At 70.6% G+C, this 20,769-nt stretch carries 19 protein-coding genes and 1 tRNA gene; 9 read left to right on the top strand and 11 right to left on the bottom strand.

All coding sequences use genetic code 11. From position 1 onward, the window contains the following. The 5 genes from rlmB to D7V77_RS17415 all read right to left on the bottom strand — a co-directional run. On the bottom strand, nucleotides 1-644 hold a 644-nt coding region (gene rlmB / locus D7V77_RS17435; RefSeq protein WP_120577416.1), incomplete at its 3' end, for a 23S rRNA (guanosine(2251)-2'-O)-methyltransferase RlmB. A 5-nt stretch (nucleotides 645-649) separates the two neighbouring features. After that, the gene (locus D7V77_RS17430) at nucleotides 650-1,096 is read right to left on the bottom strand and encodes a hypothetical protein (protein ID WP_014397775.1); all 447 of its coding nucleotides are present in this window, start codon (nucleotides 1,094-1,096) and stop codon (nucleotides 650-652) included. Nucleotides 1,097-1,161: 65 nt separating this feature from the next. Further along, nucleotides 1,162-2,139 carry a RimK family alpha-L-glutamate ligase gene (locus D7V77_RS17425; RefSeq protein ID WP_120577414.1) on the bottom strand — a complete coding sequence of 326 codons (978 nt, stop codon included), beginning with the start codon at nucleotides 2,137-2,139 and terminating at the stop codon, nucleotides 1,162-1,164. 78 nt (nucleotides 2,140-2,217) lie between these two features. Beyond that, nucleotides 2,218-3,558 carry an adventurous gliding motility lipoprotein CglB gene (gene cglB, locus D7V77_RS17420; RefSeq protein ID WP_120577413.1) on the bottom strand — a complete coding sequence of 447 codons (1,341 nt, stop codon included), beginning with the start codon at nucleotides 3,556-3,558 and terminating at the stop codon, nucleotides 2,218-2,220. Between the two features lie 216 nt (nucleotides 3,559-3,774). Further along, nucleotides 3,775-4,167, bottom strand: a complete 393-nt coding sequence (locus tag D7V77_RS17415; RefSeq protein WP_120566049.1) for a DsrE family protein — start codon at nucleotides 4,165-4,167, stop codon at nucleotides 3,775-3,777. A 156-nt stretch (nucleotides 4,168-4,323) separates the two neighbouring features. On the opposite strand from D7V77_RS17415, the gene D7V77_RS17410 reads away from it, so the two are divergent. The 4 genes from D7V77_RS17410 (at nucleotide 4,324) to hrpB (ending at nucleotide 9,456) form a co-directional block, all read left to right on the top strand. Then, nucleotides 4,324-4,908: a HEAT repeat domain-containing protein gene (locus D7V77_RS17410; RefSeq protein WP_233597071.1), complete on the top strand. Its 585-nt coding sequence runs from the start codon at nucleotides 4,324-4,326 to the stop codon at nucleotides 4,906-4,908. A gap of 87 nt (nucleotides 4,909-4,995) precedes the next feature. Continuing rightward, nucleotides 4,996-5,691, top strand: coding sequence for an HAD family hydrolase (locus D7V77_RS17405; protein ID WP_120577412.1), 696 nt, complete (start codon nucleotides 4,996-4,998; stop codon nucleotides 5,689-5,691). Between the two features lie 42 nt (nucleotides 5,692-5,733). Then, entirely contained in the window at nucleotides 5,734-6,846 is a 1,113-nt protein-coding gene (locus D7V77_RS17400) for a hypothetical protein (RefSeq protein ID WP_120577411.1), read from the top strand. A 45-nt stretch (nucleotides 6,847-6,891) separates the two neighbouring features. Next, a complete protein-coding gene (gene hrpB, locus D7V77_RS17395; protein WP_120577410.1) occupies nucleotides 6,892-9,456 on the top strand; it encodes an ATP-dependent helicase HrpB in 2,565 nt (854 codons plus the stop codon). 16 nt (nucleotides 9,457-9,472) lie between these two features. On the opposite strand, the gene D7V77_RS17390 is transcribed toward hrpB, so the two are convergent. Then, nucleotides 9,473-9,952 (bottom strand): GNAT family N-acetyltransferase, encoded by a 480-nt coding sequence (locus tag D7V77_RS17390; protein ID WP_120577409.1) that lies wholly within the window; start codon nucleotides 9,950-9,952, stop codon nucleotides 9,473-9,475. Nucleotides 9,953-10,214: 262 nt separating this feature from the next. On the opposite strand from D7V77_RS17390, the gene D7V77_RS17385 reads away from it, so the two are divergent. After that, a complete protein-coding gene (locus D7V77_RS17385; protein ID WP_120577408.1) occupies nucleotides 10,215-11,264 on the top strand; it encodes a hypothetical protein in 1,050 nt (349 codons plus the stop codon). A 150-nt stretch (nucleotides 11,265-11,414) separates the two neighbouring features. Continuing rightward, entirely contained in the window at nucleotides 11,415-12,242 is an 828-nt protein-coding gene (locus D7V77_RS17380) for a hypothetical protein (protein WP_120577407.1), read from the top strand. 112 nt (nucleotides 12,243-12,354) lie between these two features. Here D7V77_RS17380 and fdxA read toward each other — a convergent pair whose 3' ends face one another. From fdxA to D7V77_RS17360, 4 genes are all read right to left on the bottom strand, one after another. Continuing rightward, nucleotides 12,355-12,690, bottom strand: a complete 336-nt coding sequence (gene fdxA / locus D7V77_RS17375; RefSeq protein ID WP_120566041.1) for a ferredoxin FdxA — start codon at nucleotides 12,688-12,690, stop codon at nucleotides 12,355-12,357. A 111-nt stretch (nucleotides 12,691-12,801) separates the two neighbouring features. Continuing rightward, entirely contained in the window at nucleotides 12,802-13,890 is a 1,089-nt protein-coding gene (gene asd / locus D7V77_RS17370; RefSeq protein WP_120577406.1) for an aspartate-semialdehyde dehydrogenase, read from the bottom strand. A gap of 69 nt (nucleotides 13,891-13,959) precedes the next feature. After that, nucleotides 13,960-14,310 carry a rhodanese-like domain-containing protein gene (locus D7V77_RS17365; protein ID WP_169821069.1) on the bottom strand — a complete coding sequence of 117 codons (351 nt, stop codon included), beginning with the start codon at nucleotides 14,308-14,310 and terminating at the stop codon, nucleotides 13,960-13,962. A gap of 102 nt (nucleotides 14,311-14,412) precedes the next feature. After that, nucleotides 14,413-15,564 (bottom strand): acyl-CoA dehydrogenase family protein, encoded by a 1,152-nt coding sequence (locus tag D7V77_RS17360; protein ID WP_120577404.1) that lies wholly within the window; start codon nucleotides 15,562-15,564, stop codon nucleotides 14,413-14,415. A gap of 132 nt (nucleotides 15,565-15,696) precedes the next feature. Here D7V77_RS17360 and D7V77_RS17355 point away from each other — a divergent pair. Next, nucleotides 15,697-15,768 (top strand) — tRNA-Cys (locus D7V77_RS17355). A 76-nt stretch (nucleotides 15,769-15,844) separates the two neighbouring features. Here the strand turns inward: D7V77_RS17355 and D7V77_RS17350 are convergent. Beyond that, nucleotides 15,845-17,521 (bottom strand): nitrous oxide reductase family maturation protein NosD, encoded by a 1,677-nt coding sequence (locus tag D7V77_RS17350; protein WP_120577418.1) that lies wholly within the window; start codon nucleotides 17,519-17,521, stop codon nucleotides 15,845-15,847. On the opposite strand from D7V77_RS17350, the gene D7V77_RS17345 reads away from it, so the two are divergent. Both D7V77_RS17345 and D7V77_RS17340 read left to right on the top strand, forming a co-directional pair. Beyond that, the gene (locus tag D7V77_RS17345) at nucleotides 17,520-19,385 is read left to right on the top strand and encodes a SpoIID/LytB domain-containing protein (RefSeq protein WP_211487033.1); all 1,866 of its coding nucleotides are present in this window, start codon (nucleotides 17,520-17,522) and stop codon (nucleotides 19,383-19,385) included. The two genes, D7V77_RS17350 and D7V77_RS17345, sit on opposite strands and share 2 nt — an antisense overlap. Nucleotides 19,386-19,504: 119 nt before the next feature. Beyond that, on the top strand, nucleotides 19,505-20,749 hold the full coding sequence (locus D7V77_RS17340) for an energy transducer TonB (RefSeq protein ID WP_120577403.1): 1,245 nt from the start codon (nucleotides 19,505-19,507) through the stop codon (nucleotides 20,747-20,749). Nucleotides 20,750-20,769: the final 20 nt, after the last annotated feature.

Genomic DNA, 20,769 nt, shown 5'->3' with positions numbered 1-20,769 from the left:
CCCACCACCAGCGCCAGGGGCCCGTCCAGACGGGCGCTCCACAGAGGCTCGGCGCCTTCCACGTCCGCGGCCGCGACCCAGAGGCCCGCTTCCTTCAACTGCTCCAGGGCGCGGGAGATGTTGGTGACGCGCGCGATGGGGCAGTACTCGACGGCGCCCGCGGAGGCCTTGGCCACCGTGCCGGTCACCTGTACGGCGCGGTCCTTCGCCAGGACGACGCCATGGGCCCCGAGCGCATGGGCCGAGCGGATGATGGCGCCCAGGTTGTGCGGATCCTGGATGCCGTCGAGCACGACGACGAGCGCGGGCTGCTTCTTGGCCTTCGCCACTTCCAGCACGTCCTCCAGTTCGACGTACTGGAAGCCGCGCAGCTCGGCGACGACGCCCTGGTGCACGCCGCCCTCGGCCATGGAGGTCAACCGTTCCCGGCCGACCTTCTCCACCCGGACGCCCGCGTCACGCGCGCGGCTGAGCAGTTCGCCCGCGGCCTTGGCGCCAACCTGCCCGTCGACGATGAAGAGGCGCTCCACCGCGTCGGGATGGGCGCGCAGGGCCTCCAGCACGGGGTTGACGCCATGGACGTAGCGCGGGGCTTCGTGGCCGCCGCGTTCACCACTGGAAGGCTTGGGGGAGCGCTCGCGCATGGGGGCTACTGGACCTCCACGGGCAGCGAGAAGGTCTTCTTCTGACGGGCGCAGATCTTCTCCGTGCAGATGAAGAAGGTCAGCGTCGCGTCCAGCGTGCCCTTGCCGGCGGACACCGCGGTGAAGGGGACCTCGAAGCGGGGATCCACGAACTGCTGGCCGTCCGCCTTCTTCGCCACCGACTGTTCACGGGTCAGCGTCTTCTGGGCGGGCGTCAGCTGCTTGCCCGTCAGTTCCAGCTTCAGCGGGGCCTCGTCGGAGACGTGGGCGCCGGGCTTCGACTTGATGGCGAGCACGAACGTGCCCTGCCCTCCGGCCTTCACCTGCGTCGACGTCCCCTCGGTGGTGACTTCGTAGAGGGTGGCGGGGTCCACGTCCTGGGCCAGCACCGGCGCGCCGACGAGCGTCAGCAGCAGGGGGGCCAGGGTCGGGAGGCGGCGGGTGCTGGGCATGGGTGTCTCCAGGAAGGCGGCGTTCGTATACCGGGGCTTCGGACGCGCGGGGAGCGCTTTCTCTTCTAACTCCGCGGCGCGTTCACCTTCACGGCGCCCTTGCGCCCCGGCGACGGCGGGGGCAGGGCCTGGGGCGTCTCCAGCGCGGCGGTCCAGACGGGGACAGCGCCGGCGACGAGGGCCTCCGCCCGCTGGATGATGGGCGTGGCCAGGTCCAGGCCCGTCGCGGCCTCCATCTCCAGGAGCGCGGGCGAGCTGTTCACTTCGAAGACCTTGGGGTGTCCCTGGACGTCCAGGATGTCCACCGCGGCCACCTCCAGGCCCACCAGCCGGGCGACCTTCTCCGCCATGGCGCGATGGCTGGGGGACAGTGGCAGGGCTTCCAGGCGGGCGCCCCGGTTCAGCGTGTGCGAGAGGCGCCCGGGGCGCGGCTTGCGCAGCACTCCGGCGATGGCCTCACCGCCCACCACGAGCACGCGCACGTCCTGGCCGGTGCTCCGCACGTACTCCTGCATGACGAGGTTGTGCCCCAGACCGAGCACCGCCTCGAGCGCGGCCTCCAGCGACTGGAGGCTTTCGCAGACCATCACGCCGTGCTTCTCCTGGCCCTGGAGGAGCTTCACCAGCACGGGCACCCCGCCCACCAGGCCGACCATCTCCTTCAGGTGGGCCGCGTCCCGGGCCATCACCGTGGCGGGGATGTCGATCCCGTGGGCGGACAGGAGCTGGAGCGCGCGCATCTTGTTGCGCGACTGCGCGATGGCCTGGGCGTGGTTCACCAAGGGCACGCGCGCCAGACCGAACTGGTTCACCACCGCGAGCCCGTAGGTGCTGATGGACAGGGCGATACGCGGGATGACGACGTCGGTGGGCGTGAGCTTCTTGCGGTCGTAGAACAGGGTCGCCTGGCTGCCCCCGTCCAGATGCATCTGCACCCGGAGCGGGTTGAGCACGCGGACCCGGTGTCCTCTCGCGCGGCCTGCTTCGACAATTCGCCGCGTGGACGAGATGGAAGCGGAGCGCGAGAGGACAGTGATTTTCATGGCGGAGGCGACCGGCCCGGCGAGGACCCTATAATCCTCGCCTCCGCCCGCGTAAAGCCGCCTCCGCATGCCTGCCGCCTAGAGCTGGCGGATGGCGCGGACTTCGACGCTGACGGGGTCCTCCGGACGCGACGACTCCAGCTTCGCGCAGGCGCTGCCCGTGAACCGCACGCCCGGCTTCTCGGGAACCGACAGGTCCAGCGACCAGGTGTCGGGGCCCGCGAGCGTGCGCTCGCCGTCGATGTAGACGACGATGAGCTTTTCATCGGAGGGCAGCTGGCTCGGCTCAAGCTTGGTGAAGCACGGCTCGCCCGGCTGGATCTCCTCGCTGATCGACTTCAGCGCGGCCGCCAGCTCCTCGCGATTGCCCGCCTGGTAGAAGGAGCGGCCGCACAAGCCGGTAGCGACGTCGCAGGTGTCCCCCGCTCCGCAATCGACGCTGGCCTTGCAGTCACGTGCGTAGCCACCCGCGCGCGCCATCTCGTTGAGGACGCTGGGGCCATCACCCGCCGACGTCTCAGCGCCGAAGCCGATGACGATGGTGGAGATCATGTTCGCCTTGAGCGCCGACACCGCCGACACGGAGGCGTTCTTGTCAAGGCAACCCCGCTGGTAATACGGGCTCCCCTTCGTCGTGCACTGCGACAGAACATCGAGCGTGCAGCGGCACTCAGCGCTGCTGCCATCGTATTCGTTCTTGTCGTTGCAGTTGGGAAGACCGTCGGTCAGCAGGATGATGATCTGATCGCGATCTTCGGAGTTGGCCCGCAGCTGCGTGCCTACGAACTCCAGGCTCGCGCTCGTCGGCGTACCGCCCCGGGGCCGGCCAGCGCCACCATTGGGGATACCCTGAAGCTTGTCGTTAACCAGGCTCGCATAGTCCTGGAGCTCCGTGTCTGAATCCAGCTCGAACGGAACACTGGCGCGGATGCTCAGACTGCCAGCGGCGGCGGTGGCAGGTGCGCACAGTTCGGGCACGGTCGTCGTCTGCGGCGGTGGCTTGACGGGAGGAGGCTCCGGGTAGGTCGTCAGGCCGAAACGGACCAGCTTGCCGCTCTCCGCGAGGAACGGGCCCATGGCGCCCTGGAGCTCAGACCAGCGCGTGGGGCACTTCGAGGTGTCGCAGGGATTGTCGTCCTCACACATGTAGAACTTGCCGTCTTCGGCTTGGAAGTCACACACGCGCGTGCCGTTGACGACCAGGTCCTTGTTGACCGGCTTTGTCATGGAGCCGGAGATGTCCACGAGGAGCATCACGTCCGGCTTGCTCCTGCGGGCGGTGATCACCGACTCCACGGTCGTCTGGGCGATCGCGAGCGGATCCACCGGCTCGAAGTCATAGGTCTGACAGCCGGCCATCACGGCAACACCGAGCGTGCCGGCCAGCAGTGCGCTCAGGGGGGTCGACTTGGCGCGCATAGGCTTTGAGGATTCCTTCCGGGGGGAACAACGAACTGCGAATGCCCCCAGCGTAACGCGTGGACGCCCACCGAGGCTACAGCGACGCGCGGCAGGCAGGTTCCATTCAGGTAATGCTGCCAAGTTGCAACGTCAGGCGATCCGCGAGGGCGAGTCCGGTTCCCCTGTCGGACATCCGCCTCCTTCCGGAGGGAGGGGATCGGCTCGGGTGTCCGCTCAGAGCGTGAGGACGCGCGCGCCGTCGGTCAGCCTCCAGATGGAGGCCAGGCCCATGACGTCGTCTAGCGTGCCGTGCAGTTCCTGGGGTGAGAGGCCACAGATGCGCACCGTGGTGTCGCAGGCCACGAGCTTCGCGCCCAGGGCTCGGGCTTCCTCCAGCATGCGGGCCGGTGTGGGGACATTGAGCCCTTCGGCCCGGGCCGCCTCGGTGCGCTCCCGCTCGCTGTGCGCCAGGCCGAAGCCGCCGCGGACCAGCTGGCGCAGGGCCTCGAAGGCGAAGACGAAGTAGACGTCGTCGCCCATCGCGGCGGCGGTGATGCCCATGGAGGCCGCCTGATAGGCGGGCTCGTACGTGGCGTGCTGGAGGAAGAAGAAGACGCGTCCGGCCATGGTGGACCGACCTTAGCGTTATCGAGTCCGGACCGGCAGCCGTCGTATAACAGGGCTCCCCTTCCCCACCGGGAGCCCCGCATGCCGAGCCAGCCGTCCCGCCCCCGCGGTGTTCGTCCCTCGCCGGTCCCGTCTCGTTACGCCTCCTCGCGATGGGTGGCGCTGGCCGGTCTCGCCGTGCTCGCGGGCGTGGGGCCCGTGTCCGAAGCGGCTCCCGCCAGCGCGAAGGCCCCGACCGCGGCTTCCGTGCCCGTGCCTCCCCCCCCTGTTCCCGGACCGCTGCGCATGGAGGCACTGGGATTGCTCTCACAAGCTTCCGTGGCGCCCGAGGCGGCGTGGCGCAGGTTCGGGCCGGAGGTCGTGCCCGTGCTCGCGGCGCTGGCGGAGGACACGAGCGTCCCGGATGCGCAGCGGATGCGGGCCGTGACGGCGCTGGCTCGCGTGGAGTCGCCCGAAGCGGGCCAGACGCTCCAGGCGATGCTGGAGGATCCGCACCGGCCTTCGGATGTCCGCTCACAAGCCGCGGCCGCGCTGGGCCAGCGGCTGGGGTTCGAGGCCGTCAAGACGCTGCAGGCCCGGTTGGAGGACCGCGACCTGCGGCTGCGTGAGGCCGTCGCCCAGGCGCTTGGCCGGCTGGGCGGTCAGCGGGTGCGCGAGGTGCTGGAGGAGCGGCTCCCCCTGGAGGACGTTCCCCAGGTGCGTGAAGCGCTCCAGCAGGGTCTCACGCTCGCGGAGCCCTGAGCCGGGCGCCGGGCATGGTGGTGGCGGCCGCCCTGGTGGGCTGCTCGGGGCTCGCGTCGGGCGGGACCTTCCGTTAGATGGGAGGCCATGCGCCCCACCGTCCTTCTTTTCGATATCGATGGCACCCTCGTCACCACGGGCGGTGCCGGCCGCCGCGCCATGGGCCTGGCCTTCGAGCAGCTCCACCGGCGGCGCGACGCGTGCGACGGCTTCAGCATGTCCGGCATGACGGACCGGGCCATCGTCCGTAAGGGCCTGGGCGTCATCGGCCAGTCCGACACCGAGGACACCATCAGCGCGGTCATCGACGCGTACGTCGCCCACCTGGGACTGGAGGTTCCCAAGGTCGATGCGCGCGAGTACCGGCTGCATCCGGGCATGCGCGAGGCCGTGATGGAGGCTCGCTCGCGGACGGGCTTCGCGGTGGGCCTGGGCACCGGCAATGTGCGCGCGGGCGCCAAGGTGAAGCTGGACCGCGTGAGCATCCACGACCAGTTCGCCTTCGGCGGTTTTGGCTGCGACTTCGAGGACCGCGTGGCGCTCATCCGTCACGGCGCCCAGGCAGGAGCGGCGCAGCTGGGTCAGCCGCTGGAGGAGTGCCGGGTGGTGATCATCGGCGATACGCCGAAGGACGTCGCGGCCGCCAAGGGCATTGGCGCGGAGACGATTGGCGTGGGCACGGGCAACTTCACGCCCCAGGCGCTGCGCGACGCCGGCGCCGAGTGGGCCTTCGCGGATTTCTCCACCCCCGGAGCCATGGAGGCCCTGCTCGTCGGACGGTGAAGGTGTGGTATCTCCGCCGCCCCTCCGAGGAGTCGTCCACGCATGTCGTCCACGCTCGAATCCTATGAGCTGATCCGCTTCGCCGAGGCCTTCGAGGCCCGACTCGCCACGGCGGAGGAGATGGTCATCGGCAGGCCGGGGTTGGAGGCCGAGAAGCAATGGCTGGCCTCCGCGCTGGAGCGCCTGCGTGAGGCCCGTGAGCCCGCGGGCGGTCTGCTGGAACAGGTGAAGGACCTGCCGGAGCTCGACGAGGCCCGCGAGGAGTTCTCGTTCGATCAGCAGGGCCGCTGGGTGGATGCGCTGGAGAAGCTGCACGCCGGCATCACCTTCACCGCCAGCAGTCGCGCCCCCGTCATCGAGGCGCTCTTCCCCCACCTCAAGTTCCCGCAGCTGCGCCGGGCGCCCTTGGAGCTGGTCAACGAGTACGCCACGTCGTACGAGCGGCGGTTCAAGAGCGCCTACGTCACCCGCATCTTCTCCCGCGACGACTTCGCCATGGTCCGCCCCGTCGTGGATCAGGTCGCCGCGACGTTCGCCGCGTGGACCGCGAGCCTGTCCCCCACCCCCCTGCCCCCGGATCAGGAGGCGGCCCTGCGCGAGGCGCTGGTGTCATTGGGACGGCGCCTGGACGTGGCGCTGCGGCAGGGGCGGCTGCTCGCCGAGGCCGCGCTCGTTCCCGTGCCCGGGGTCTTCGAGGCCGCGGGCCTCACCCTCAAGCCCCGGAAGCGCGCGGGCAAGTCGCTCGCGCTCTCCGCCGAGGACGGGGCTTCGGACCTCTTCGGTGAAGAGGGCGACGCCGGCCAGGAGGAGGCGTTCGAGGGTTCCGAGGAGGATTCCGGGGACGACTCGATGGTGGCGGCTCCCGACGACTCGGAGGCCCAGGCGCCCCTGGAGGAGACTGTGGCGGAGACTGGCGTGGCCGAGGCTTCGGACAGTGGATCCGAGGAGGTCACCGCTGCTTCCCAACCCGTTGCCCCGGAGGCTCCCGTCGCGGCGCGTCCCGCTCGGCGGGGCCGGCCCCCGAAGAACGCCGCTCCGGCTGCCGAGACCACGCAGGCCGACGCTCCTTCGGATGCCCCCGCTTCCGGTGCTCCGGAGGCCGTGCGCCCCAAGCGACGTAAGAAGACCGACCCGTCCGAGGCTGGCACGCCTTGAGACCCGACGCGCGGTGAGTCCCCCGCCGTGAAGAGGAACCCGGACATGGCGGACGTCGCCCTTCCCATCGATCCCCTCCTGCCAGACATCGTCTCCACGCTCCGGAGCTCGCGGTCGCTCGTGCTGGAGGCGCCCCCTGGCGCGGGCAAGACGACCCGCGTTCCCCGCGCGCTGCTGGAGGCGGGGCTGGGCGCGGGCAAGGAGATCGTCGTCCTCCAGCCCAGGCGTCTGCCCACCCGGCTCGCCGCGCAGCGCGTGTCCGAGGAGATTGGCGAGCGCGTGGGCGAAACCGTCGGCTACCAGGTCCGCTTCGAAGACGTCCGCGGGCCCAAGACGCGCATGTCCTTCGTCACCGAAGGCGTGCTCGGACGCCGCCTGCTCACCGACTCCACCCTGCGCGACGTGGGCATCGTCGTGCTCGATGAATTCCACGAGCGGCATCTGTCCGCGGACATCTCGCTCGCGCTCCTGCGGCGGCTGCAGGAGACGGCCCGCCCCGACCTCAAGCTCGTGGTGATGTCCGCGACCCTGGAGGCCGAGCCCGTCCGCGCGTATCTGGGCGGAGCCCCGTCCCTGCGCTCCGAGGGCCGCCGCTTCGACGTCAGCGTCGAATACCTTGCCGCCCCGGATGAGCGGCACCTGGATCAACAGGTGCTCTCCGCGCTCAAGCGCCTGTTCACCCAGGGCGTCGATGGGGACGTGCTCGTGTTCCTTCCCGGGGCCGGGGAGATCCGCCGCGCGCGCGACACCTGCGCGGAGTTCGCCGAGCGCCACGACGCCGACGTGCTCCCGCTCCATGGCGACCTCTCTCCCGCGGAACAGGACCGCGCCGTGCGCCGCAGCTCGCGCCGGAAGATCATCCTGTCCACCAACGTCGCGGAGACGTCCGTCACCATCGACGGCGTCGCGGTCGTCATCGACAGCGGGCTTGCTCGCGTGGCGTCCCACTCGCCCTGGTCCGGTCTGCCGCAGCTCAAGCTGGGCAAGGTGAGCCGGGCCTCCGCCGTCCAGCGCGCCGGTCGCGCGGGCCGCACGCGCGCCGGGCACTGCGTCCGGCTCTACACCCAGCACGACTTCGACGGCCGGCCTGATCAGGAGGCCCCGGAGATCCGCCGTACCGACCTGGCCGAAACGGTGCTCTCGCTGCGCGCGTCGGGCGTGAAGGACCTGACGGCGTTCCCATTCTTCGAGCCGCCGCCCGCCCCGGCCCTGGAGGCCGCGGAGACGCTGCTGCGCCGCCTGGGCGCGGTGAACGCGAAGGGCCAGGTCACGGACGTGGGCCAGCGGCTCTTGCGCTTCCCCGTCCACCCTCGCCAGGCGCGCGTCATCGTCGAGGGCGAACGCCGGGGCGTGGGCGGTGATGCCGCCGTGCTCGCGGCCCTCATGGGCGAACGCGACATCCGCCGCGAGGCCCGCGCCAACCTGGGCGGCGGAGGCCGCGCGTCCGCGCTCGTCAGCGGGCCTTCCGACCTGCTGGAGCTCCTGGAGCGCTTCCGCGAGGCCGGCCGTTCGGGCTTCGCCTCCGGCCGCATGCAGTCGCTGTCACTGGACGCGGGCGCGGTGCAGTCCGTGGAGCGCGTGCAGAAGCAGCTGCGCCGCACGGTGCGGGAACAGGGCTCCCGCCCCGGCCGCCCCGAGGACGTGGAGCAGGCGCTGATGCTCAGCGTGCTCGCGGGCTACCCGGACCGCGTGGCCCGCAGGCGGCGGCCCCGCTCCCCGGAGCTGCTCATGTTCGGCGGCGGCACCACCAGCCTGTCCGAGTTCAGCGTCGTCCAGGACGCGGAGCTGATGGTCGCCGTGGACGCGGAGGAGCGCCCCGGCCGCGGCGCCGTCGTGCGGCTCGCCAGCACCGTGGAGGCCGAGTGGCTGCTGGACCTCTACCCGGACGCGCTGGAGGAGGTGGACACCCTCCAGTGGAACGCGGACTCGCGCCGCGTGGAGCGCCTCACCCGGCTGGCCTACGGCAACCTCATGCTGGAGGAGACGCGCACACCCGCGCCCCCGTCCGAGGAGGCCGCGCGCGTGCTGGCCGAGGCGGCCCTGGCCGCGGGCCCGGAGCGCTTCGCGGAACCCGAGGCGCTGGAGCAGTGGCGCACCCGCGTGGAGCTCCTGGGCAAGGCGTTCCCCGAAACGGGCTTTCCCACCGTGGACGCGGGCTTCATGCGCGACGCGCTGGCGTCCCTGTGCGTGGGCGCGCGCAGCTTCTCCGACCTGGAGGGCGTGTCGCTGCTGGACGCGCTCTACGCGCGCCTCACCTCCGAGCAGCAGCGCCTGCTGGCGAACCACGCCCCCGAGCGCGTCACCCTGCCCGGCGGTCGCGGCGTGAAGGTGCACTACGAGCCCAACAAGCCACCCTGGGTGGAGTCACGGCTGCAGGACTTCTTCGGGATGGCGCAGGGGCCCAGCGTTGGCGCGGGCCGCGTGCCGCTGGTGCTGCACCTGCTGGCTCCCAACATGCGCGCCGTGCAGGTGACCACCGACCTGGCGGGCTTCTGGGAACGTCACTACCCGGCGATCCGCAAGGAGCTGTGCCGCAAGTACCCCCGGCACTCGTGGCCGGAGGATCCGCGCCACGCCGAGCCGCCCGCGCCCCGTCCTCCGAGGCGCTGAAGCGCGCGGCGCGGGACTACAGCCGCTTGTGCATCTCCAGGTGGTCGATGCCGGCCTCGTCGAAGACGGCGCCGACGGGCTGGTAGCCGTGCTTCTTGTAGAAGTCGAGCGCGTAGAGCTGGGCGTGCAGCATGATGCCGCTCACGTTGCGGCGGCGCGCCTCCTCCTCCAGCGACGTGAGGAGCAGCGAACCCACTCGGGCCTTGCGGTGCGCCTGGAGCACCGCCATGCGGCCAATCTGGCCCCACGTTCCAGGCTGCCCGGCGGGCGGCTCCGGCAGCTTCACCAGCCGGCCGGTACCGATGGCGTGACCGCCCTGGTAGGCGATGACGTGGTAGGCGAGGGCGTCCTCGGCGTCGCGCTCGATGCCCTCGGGGACGTGCTGCTCCTCGATGAACACCACCTCACGGATGGCGAGGGCCTGCATGAGCTCCGCCTCGTCCTTGATGTGGGCGACGGTGACGGGTGCCGGGGAGGTCTCGGGAGGCGTCGGCATGGCTGAGGGCAAGGTACACAAAAGCCCGCGCCGCCAACAGGCGGAAAAAACCACCGCCGGCCGGCCCGCCATGCCCCCCGCGCGGTCGGCCCGTCACCTGCCGCCTGCCCGTGAAAGGGCTTGTCGCGAAAGCCCCGCCGCATCGGGTCATCCGGTTGCAATTGCCCTCTCACGTCGGGCTCTCGGGCGGGTTCCACTCCGCGCATGGGCGGGCGGAGCGGAGGAGGATCATCCAGGGGAGGGCGTGGTAGGGTTCAGGCCGATGCGTACCCGTGCCCTCATCGCCCTGTCCCTGGGCCTGCTGTCGACGCCCGCGCTCGCCCAGAAGGAGTTCTTTTTCGGAACGGGAGAGCCGCCCGTGTTCCGCGAAGCGGACATGGACAAGCGGTTCCTCCGCTCCCGCGTCAATCAGGCCCTGGTGCAGGGAACGAGCGACGCGAACTGCGCGCAGCTCGTGGGCGCGCTGCTCACCATCGTGGGCGAGTCCGCGCCGTACCTGCACAAGCGCGACGAGAACTTCTACCTGGACCCCGTGTTGATCCAGGTGCTGGGCACGCAGCTGTCCACGCCGCGCTTCCCCGCCAACATGTTCCTGGTGTCGATGATGCGCCGGGTGCTCATCGACAAGCGGCTGCCGCCGGAGTGGATGCAGACGGCGGTGGCGCTCGCGCCGTACTACCCGCCGCTGGACCTGAGCAAGCTGCGCTTCATCGCGGATGGCGTGAAGCCCGTGGACAGCTTCTTCTTCACGCTGCCCGCGATGCTGGAGCGCTACGACACGGAGGTCCTCAAGGCCAACACCACCGCGGCCAGCGTGGCGGACGCGAAGTTCCGCGACGACTACCTCGACAAGGAGGTGGCCTTCGGAGGGCTGGAGTTCATCGACGCGAAGCTGGAGAAGCCCAAGAAGAAGAGCAAGAAGGGCCCTCCGCCGGAGCCTCCCGCGCTGGTGGCCCGGCTCGTCTTCTACCTGCCGGATCCGGGCAATGACGGCCTGCTGTCCGGGCTCACCTACGGCAAGCCCAAGGTGCGGCCCTCCATCAACATCACGGCGCGGCTGAAGGACGACCAGTACACGCCGCTGACGCAGCTGCCGAAGGGCGCTCGCGTGGTCCTGCGCGGCCGCTTCTGGGAGTACCGCAAGCAGCTCAAGGAGCTGGAGGTGCGCGACGCGTACCTCTTCCAGGACCGCGACTGGGCCCAGAACCCCGCGCTCGCGGATCCCAACGCCGTGGCGTCCTGCCCGCTCGCGTTCAACGACCTGACGGGCACCGCGCCCGTGCAGCCGGGCGGCTTCGGCGGCAAGCGCTAAAAGCGCGCCGTCTCACGTTCCGCACGCCCATCCCGGGGGCGGCACCCCTGCCGTGCCGCCTCCTTCCGCGCCCTCCTCCCGGGAGCGCGCCCCGCCTGACTGGCACGGCCGCTGCTCATGCCCGCGCATCCCTTGCGCGCGAGGCATGCCATGAAGGTCGAAGGTCAGGACGCCCCTTCCGGAAACGAGAAGGCCCCCCCGGAGAAGGACGCGTTCAAACAGGTCCTCCAGCGGACCTCTGGACGGAATGACACCCCACCTCGTCCCGGGGCCCGCCGCGAGCCGGTGGCTCCAGGGACGCTGCTTCCGAAGCCCGGCCTGCTCCGTACCGGTGGGCAGGGGCCAGGGCCAGCGACGCGGGCCACTCCGGCGCTTCCCGGCGTCCGTGCGGCGGGGACCCTCCTCGCAACGACGCGCAGCGCCCTGGGAAGCACTGAGACGCTCCGCCAGGCCCGGCAGGGCATGCACGTGGAGGCGCAGCGGCTGGGGTCGGTGCGCCAGGAGGCGCTCGCGGACGGCGGCACGCAGGCCTCTCATCGTGTGACGGAGTTGCTGGCCCGCGAGGTGGAGCGCTCCTTCCGCGCGGAGCCCCGTCCGGCGCCGTGTCCCCTCCCCTCGCCCACGCGTGACGACCGTTCCTCGGAAGGCCTGTCGCGCGTCTCCGCACCCGAAGGTGCTCGCGCGGCGGGTGGAGCCACGGAGAGCGCCGCACCGGCCAGCCCTCCCGGCGCGCAGGTCGAGTCCGCGCTGGCGCTCATCGAGAAGATCGAGGTCTTCGTGAAGTCACAGCGGCCGGCGCTGGGCCTCAGCCTGCGCGGGGCGCTGGAGGCCACCGTGGAGGTGGAGCGCACGGGGCCCCGGGAGGTGGCCCTGCGCATCCAGGGCCGCCATGGGCCCGTTCCCACCGAGGACGTGGCGCGGCTGCGCGACGCGCTGGAAGCCCGGGGGCTGCGGCTCAGCGTCCTCCAGGCGGAGTGAACGTCCGACGATGCCCTTTCCGCGCCAGACTCCAGGAACGATGAAGGCCCTCACGCCAGGGGGCGCGAGGGCCTGCATCACGACGGGCGCGCTCGGGCGATTCGGCCCGCGGCTACTTCCCGCCGGCGGGGTTCAGCTCCGCGCGCTTGCCCTTCTTGTCCTTGTACTCCTCGGCTTCGGGCAGGGCGGCCTTCTTCTCCGCGATGTTGGGCCACTTGGAGGCGAAGTCGGTGTTGAGCTTCTTGTACTCCGACCACTCCGAGGGCAGCTCGGTCTCGGGGAAGATCGCCTTGGTCGGGCAGACGGGCTCGCAAGCGCCACAGTCGATGCACTCGTCCGGGTGGATCACGAGGAAGTTCGCGCCCTCGTAGAAGCAGTTGACCGGGCACACCTCGACACAGTCGGTGTACTTGCACTTGATGCAAGGCTCGGCGACGACGTAGGCCATGTGGATGTCTCCTCTGTGCGGAATTCCGCGCGTCCGTGGCCGCGCACAGTAGATGGTTGCGGCCAGTGTTGGCACCCTGAATTTAGGTACCAGCCCGGCCCGCTTCCCCGGTCAGCCCAGCAAGCCCTGCGCCCGCAGCAGCTCCGCGACAAGGATGGCGCCCTTTGCGGCTCCCATCTTCGTGTTGTGGGAGACGAGCACGTACTTGAAGCCGTTCTCCAGCACACCGTCCTCGCGGATGCGGCCCACCGTGGTGGCCATGCCGCCGTGGGTGTCCCGGTCCATGCGGGGCTGGGGGCGGAACGGGTCGTCCAGCACTTCAATCCACCGGGGCGGAGCGGACGGCAGGTCCTTCGCCACCTGAGCGCCCTGCCACTCGCGCATCGCCTGGGCGACCTCCGCCACGGTGGTTTTCTTCCCGAGCGACACGAAGACGGACTCGGTGTGGCCTTCCAGGACGGCGACGCGGGTGCAGGTGCAGGAGACGCGCACGTCGTGCGGAGTGAGCGCCGCGCCCGCGGGGTTGAGCGCCCCGAGGATCTTCTTCGTCTCCACCTCGACCTTGTGCTCCTCCTTGGGGATGTAGGGCACGACGTTGTCGAGGATGTCCAGGCCGATGACGCCGGGCGAACGTCCGGCGCCGGACATGGCCTGGAGGCTGGTCATCAGCACGGCCTTCACGCCGAAGCGCTCGGCCAGGGGGGCCAGCGTCACGGCGAGGCCCGTGGTGGTGCAGTTGGGGATGGGGACGATGAAGCCCTTCCACCCGCGCAGCCTGCGCTGCTCGTTGATGAGCGGGGCGTGGGCGGCGTTCACGGGGGGGAGGAGCAGGGGCACGTCCGCGTCGTAGCGGAAGGCGCTCGCGGCGGAGAACACCGGGATGTCCCGGGCCAGGCGCGGCTCGATTTCACGGGCGACGTCCGCCTCCACGGCGGAGAAGGCGATGTCGTAATCCTTCGCCTGGACGGCGTCGCCGCTGACCACGGTCATGCGGGCGATGGACTCCGGGAGCGGCTCCGGGACGAACCAGGCCAGCATGCCGTTGGAGGCGCGCAGGGCGTCCGCGTACGTTTTTCCAGCGGAGCGGGGCGAAGCGGCGAGCCCGGTCACCTCAATGAACGGGTGGTCCTTGAGGGCAGCGATGAACTGCTGACCCGCGAGTCCGGTGGCGCCAATGAGCACGGCGCGAAGCTTGGCCATCGTGGAGGATCTCCGGTGGGGGAGGCAGGGCGCTCCTTACACCGTTTCACGACGCGCTGCATCCGCCGCTCAACGGTGGGCGTGGGAGGGGGCGCGTGCGTGGCGTTCCGTGGGGTAGCCCCCCGTCACCCAGGCGTGGAGCCCGCCGGCGAGACACACGGCGTTGCGCCCCCTCAGGCGCAACACGCGGCAGATGCGGCGGATGTCCGCGCAGTCCTGGGTGGTGCCGCACAGGACGATGAGCTCGTCGTCCGGCAGCATCGCCAGGTCCCGGGCAATCTCCGAGGCCGTCATACGCAGCGCGCCGGGGATGTGGATCTCGAACCGCTCCCAGTCCATCGCGTCGCGGCAATCCAGGACGAGCACCTCCTCGTCCCCCAGACGCATGAACAGCTCCTCGCAAATGATGCTGGGCTCCACCGGGACCTCCCCGAGGCGACGGGCTCCATCGAACATGAACCAGGGGGCTTTTTCCCCTCTTCCCGCCTGTCCGCCCGCCTGCTTCCCGGAAGGCCCGCGGGCTCAGAGGCCCAGCTGCTTCGCGATGATTTCGTTCATCACCTCACTGGTGCCGCCGCCAATGGGACCCAGCCGCGCGTCGCGCCAGTGGCGCTGGATGTCGTACTCCATCATGTAGCCCGCGCCGCCGTGGAGCTGGAGGCACTCGTCGGCCACGCGGCAGCACGTCTCCGTGGCGACCTTCTTGGCCATGGAGGTCTGCGCGACGGCGTACTCGCCGGCCACGTGCAGGCGCAGCGCGTGGTAGGTGAGCTGCCGCGCGCATTCGCGGGCGGTGTGCAGGTCCGCCAGCTTGTGGCGCACCACCTGGAAGCCGGCCAGCGTCTGATTGAAGGCGCGGCGCTGCTTCACGTGCTCGAGCACGGTCTCCAGCATGTCGTCCATGGCGCCCACCGCGCCCAGCGCGAGCGACAGGCGCTCCCACTGGAAGTTGCCCATGATCTGCGAGAAACCCTGCCCCTCCACGCCCAGCAGGTTCTCCGCGGGCACGCGGCAGTCCTCGAAGAAGAGCTCCGCCGTGTCGGACGCGCGCCAGCCCACCTTCTGGAGCTTGCGCCCCACGCTGAAGCCCGGCGTGCCCTTCTCCACCACCAGCATGGACAGGCCCTTGTGGCCGCGCGACGGGTCGGTCTTCACCGCCAGCACCACGAAGTCCGCCCGCACCCCGTTGGTGATGTACGTCTTGGAGCCGTTGATGACGTAGTGGTCACCGTCGCGGCGGGCGGTGGTGCGCAGCCCCGCCACATCCGAGCCGGCGTCCGGTTCGGTGATGCCCAGGGCGCCAATCTTCTCCCCCCGGATGGCGTGGGCCAGCCAGCGCTGCTTCTGGGCCTCCGTGCCGAACAGGTGCACGGGGCCGGTGGCGATGGTGAACTGCCCTGCCAGCCCCGCGGCCACACCGCCGGAGCCGCAGCGGCCCAACTCCTCCAGGAGCACCGCCTCGTACAGCTCCCCGGCCGCCGTGCCCCCGTAGGCCTCCGGGTACTTCAGGCCCAGGAAGCCCAGCTCGCCGAAGCGGGTGAAGAGCTCCCGGGGGAACTCCTCCCGGGACTCCCACTCCGCCGCGAACGGGCGCAGCTCCTTGTCCACCACCGCCCGGACGGTGCGGCGGAAGGCTTCGTGCTCCTCTTGGAAGACGCCATGGCCGTGCAGCATCGTGTGCTCCCTCGCTTGTCAGGGTCTGACACCCCGCGCCGTATGGTAGCGGGACGAGAAGCGGGGCTGGATGGTGTTGCTTCCTTGACCGGCTCCTACCGGGCTGCGTATAACCCCGGCCCCAATCGCTGCGGCGCCATAGCCAAGTGGTAAGGCAAAGGTCTGCAAAACCTTCATTCCCCGGTTCGAATCCGGGTGGCGCCTCATAAGACAAAAGGCCCGATGCGGAAGTCTCCGCATCGGGCCTTCTGCTTTTCCGGGGGTGCTTTCCCGGGTGGGCCTAGCAGCCCATTTCCACCGCGCCGATGTCCGGGGCCGCGCCGCAGAAGGGCTGGCCCTGGTCCTGGCCCTTGTCCTGGGCGGCGGCGGACGGGGCGAAGGTGTCCGACACCGTCACGTCACCCCCGTTGGAGGTGGTGTCCTTCGCGGCGGCCTTGAAGGCGTCCAGGGCCTGGAGCTGGCCGTTGGTCTTGAACTGCGCGCCGGACGGATAGAGGTTGTTGCTCATCTGGAGGCCGGGAGCCTGGCCGCCCACGTCCACGCTGACGGGCGCGTCCACGAGGTTGTTCTCCACGCGCAGAGACTCCGTGGGGCCGCCCGTGCCGTGGCCCAGGATGATGCCGGCCTTGGCGCGGGTGATGGTGTTGTTCACCACCACGGTGCCCTTGGAGTTCTCCAGGCGGATGGCGGTGCCTTCGCCGCCGCCCGCGTCGGTGATGTCGTGCACGCGGTTGCGGCGCACGACGACGGCCTCGGGCACGGGGCCCTCGTGGTTGCCGCCCACGGAGATGCCCTTCGCGGCGTCATACAGCTCGTTGTCCTCCACCAGCACGTTCTTGGCGGAGTAGTGGATGACGAGCGCATCGCCCTTCGCCGTCTCCGACGGCTGGAACTTGTGCATCCGGTTGTTGCGGATGGTGACGTCGTGGCACGTCTTGATGTCCACGGCGTTCTCCCGGTTGTTGAAGAAGTGGTTGTTCTCCACCAGCAGGCCCGTGGCGGGCGGCAGGTCGCTGAAGCCCTCGGGCCCCAGGCACTGCACGGAGTCACCCGAGTTGTCGTGGATGTCGTTGTTGCGCACCGTCGCGTCGTAGGACGCGGGCTGCATCACGATGCCGTGCGAATCCTTGTTGCCGGTGGTGCGCACGAAGTCGTGGATGTTGTTGTTCTCGATGGTGGGTCCCTTGGCGTTGTTGAACATGGTGACGCCCGCGCCGCCGGTGCCGTTGTGCAGCTCCGAGTTGGCCAGCACCGTGCCCTGCACGTCGCCCTCGAAGGTGACGCCGAAGATGGGCTGTCCCTCCACGTCGATGTCGAACCCGTCGATGACCCAGTTCGCGCGGCGCACCTGCACCGCCGCACCGGAGCCGCTGCCCGGGGTGAGCTTGGGACGGCCCTCGCCCTGGAGGGTGATCTTCGCCTCGGGAGTTCCGGCCTTGGTGTTGTCGCCCAGCACCACGCGCTCGGCGTAGGTGCCCGCGAGCACGCGGATGCGGTCGCCAGGGCCCGCCTTGCTCACCGCCATGGCGATGGTGCGCAGCGGCGCGGCCTCCGTGCCCTGGGCGCCGTCGTCGCCGTTGGGCGACACAACCCAATCATGGGCGGGCGTGGTGGCGGGGGTCTCCTGCATCGCCTGGGCACTGACGGCGGGCTGGGGACCGGGCTCCGCGATGGGCGTGTGGTCCGCATGATCCGGCATCTGCGCGGCGGGCGTGTTCTCCACCGGCTGCACGCCGATGGGGGGCGCCTTGCCCGGAGCGGTGGGAGCCTTCTCGACCTTGGGGGTCCCCGTGTTCGTCGCGGGGGCCTGGGTACCGGCGCCCGACGAACCGCCAGTGCCTCCGCCAGAGCCACCGCCGCCGCCACAAGCGGTCAGCCCAAGGGCCAGGGTGCAGGCAGCCAGGGAGGCCACCAGGGTGTGTCGCGTCTTCAAGCCGTTGCCTCCAAGAATTTGCATGAGCAGGGGCAACGCACGGCGTTGGGCGTTCTATTCACTGCCGGTCATCCAGGCCGAGACGCGCCGCAGCGGGAGGGAGAACCGTGACGCTCGGCCCCATGGCGGCTACGGTGCCGCCGCCGTGTCCAAAGCCGTCCTGCTCCTGACCGCCCTGCTGCTCGCCTCCTGCGCCACGCCGGCGCCCTCACCTGCCCCCAGCACCCGGGGCCTGGGCGAGCCGGAGGTCTCCATCCCCACGAAGCCGGCTGACGCGGGCGTGAAGCCCCCCGCTCCGAGTGGACTGGAGGATCCGCTCACGTCGGGCCTGCCCGGGCCGCAGGACCTGAAGCGCCTGGACTTCCGCAACGGCGAGCCGCGACTCCCCATCAAGCTGATGGAGGGGCGCGAGGTCGTGACGTTCTCGCCGCGCGCGCGGATGCGGCTGCGCTTCGGCGGGCCGGGAGACAAGGTGCTGGACGCGCCCGCGGGCTCGCGCTGGACGGTGCGGGTGACGCAGGGCGAACCGGCCCAGTGGAGCGCGCGGCTGCAGCTGGGCGAGTTCCGCTTCGCGGACAAGGCGGGGCTCGCGGAGGCGCAGGAGACATGGCGCGCGCGAGGGCTCGCGGTGCGCACGCACACGCTGGGCTCCGTGTACGGCATCGCCGGGAAGGTCATCGACAACCGGCGCTATCTCCTCCTGGGCGACGAGGCGCTGACACCCGAGGCCGCGGCGAAGCAGCAGGCGGAGCTGCTGCGCCGCTACGGCCTGCGCACCACGCTCTTCGAGGAGGTCCGCAAGCCTTCCCGCGCCATCCTGGAGCTGAAGGACGAGAACGACGCCGTGGTGGGTCTGGCGCAAGACAGGCTGGACGCGGAGACGCCGGACGGCACCGGCTTCGACGTGCGGCAGGTGGAGTACGGCGTGGGCTACGACTTCCACGCCTTCGAGGACCGCAGCTTCCGCGGCGCGCTCCAGTTCGCGGTGGACCGCGGCGGCAAGCTCGCGGTGGTGAACGTGGTGGGCCTGGAGGACCTGCTCAAGGGGCTGGTGCCGTCCGAAATCTTCGCGCGCGCGCACCCGGAGGCGCTCAAGGCCCAGGCCGTCACCGCGCGTGGCGAGGTGCTGGCGAAGGTGGGCATCAAGCACCTGGCGGATCCGTACCTGCTCTGCTCGGAGCAGCACTGCGCGGTGTACCGGGGCCGCACCGGCGAGGCGGCCAGCACCACCGCCGCGGTGGAGGCCACCCGGGGCCAGGCCCTCTTCAGCCAGGAGGGCCGGCTGGTGGACTCCGTCTACAGCGCCGTGTGCGGCGGCCACACCGAGGACAACGACGTGGTGTGGGGTGGCGCGCCGGACCCCAGCCTGCGCGGGCGGCCGGACCTGCTGGAGCCCGCGCCGGGCGTCCCCGGCCCGTCGAACCTCAAGGCGTGGCTGGCGACCTCGGACGTGCCCGCCGCGTGCAAGCTGTCCAGCTTCGCGCAGCCCACGAAGTTCCGGTGGGAGAAGCGCTTCACGCAAAACCAGGTGGACGCGCTCACGGAGAAGCTGGGCGTGGGGTCCATCCAGGGGCTCGCCCTGTCCGAGCGCGGGGTGTCCGGGCGCGCCCGGCTGCTCACCGTGTCCGGGACGAAGGGCGCCACCCAGGTGCGCGGGGAGCTGAACATCCGGCGGCTCTTCGGGATGCTCAACAGCAGCATGGCCACCGTGGAGGCCGAGCGGGACGCCGAGGGCCGGCCCACCGGATGGCTGTTCCGGGGCGGCGGCTGGGGCCACGGCGTGGGCATGTGTCAGACAGGCGCCATCGGCCGGGCGGAGGCCGGGCAGAGCTATCCGGAGATCCTTCGCTTCTACTTCAACGGGGCGGAGGTCGCCCCCATCTACTGAGATGAAGCGGACATTTCGAACGCACCAACGCACGCGCTCGCGAATCTCTTCCATGTCCCAGGTGTTACGGGCCGCACGTTCGGGACTGTAGAAGCGGTCCGGAGGTTTATCATCAGGCCGTGGGCACGGGTTCCTCGACAGACTGGCGTCAGCGGCGCGCGCGGAAGCAGCGTGGGCCCTTGCGCTACCTGGTGGCGGGCATCCTGGCGCTCCTGGCCCAGCTCGCCTTCGTGGGCTTCGTGCTCCTGGTGTCGGCCGTGCAGGCGAACTTCCCGCACGAGAAGCGCCCCGCCCGGCCCACGTCCGTGGCGGTGAGGCCGCTCACGTCGGACCAGTGGGCGAAGAACCGGGGGGCGGTGACGCCGCAGCAGACGAAGCCCCGACCCACGGAGAAGCGCGAGCCGAAGGAAGAGAAGAAGCCGGACGAGACGAAGCCCCAGGGCCAGGTGGTGGACGTGGCGCCGGGGAATGATCAGCAGTCCCCGGACGCGAAGTACCTGGCCGAGCACAACAACACGACGGAGAAGGAGACGCGCGCGCGCGACCAGACGGCCTTCTACCGCAACGCCATGCCCCAGCGGACCGCGCCCCAGAAGCAGGAGGGCGCGGCGCAGGACCAGGTGCAGCCCCCGCGCGTGTCCGGCAACAACGGCACGGGCGCGGACGACCGGGCCCAGTCCCAGGGTGGCAAGAAGCCCGTCTTCGAGATGCCGGAGACGCGCCGCAAGGAGGAGATCGCCATGAGGACGGATCCGCGCGAGCGCGGCCCGGGCATGGCGGTGAAGAACCAGTCGGAGAGCGACGCCACGCAAGGCAACGCCAAGCGCCTGCGCATCCAGCCCGGCCAGGGCGAGGACAGCGAGCAGGAGGGCTCCACGGGCCGGGTGGGTTCCCCGGGCCTGGCCACGCTGATGCCGTCGCAGGCGGCCATGGACAAGGTCGTGGGCGCGGCGCCCAACGACATGCTCCGCGACCAGGAGGAAGGCGACGGCACCTTCCTCAACACGCGCGAGTGGAAGTACGCCAGCTTCTTCAACCGCGTGAAGCAGAGCGTGGGCATGCACTGGAACCCCAACGAGCAACTGCGCATGCGCGACCCGACGGGGAACATCTACTCCGGGCGCGACCGCCAGACGCTGCTGACCATCACCCTGGACGAGCGCGGCGCGGTGAAGGACATCCAGGTGGAGAAGAGCAGCGGCCTGGACTTCCTGGACATGGAGGCCGTGGCGTCCTTCAAGCGCGCGCAGCCCTTCCCCAACCCGCCGTCCGGCCTGCTGAGCCAGGACGCGACGGTGCGCTTCCAGTTCGGCTTTTTCCTGGAGATGGGCGGCGGCCCCCGGATGCGGCTGTTCCGACAGTAGGACCCACGGAGGCCTCGCGG

Origin of the sequence: Corallococcus sp. CA041A, assembly GCF_003612075.1 — a bacterium.
GTDB classification, from domain to species: Bacteria; Myxococcota; Myxococcia; order Myxococcales; family Myxococcaceae; genus Corallococcus; species Corallococcus exiguus.
This window is presented reverse-complemented; position numbering and strand designations above follow the sequence as displayed.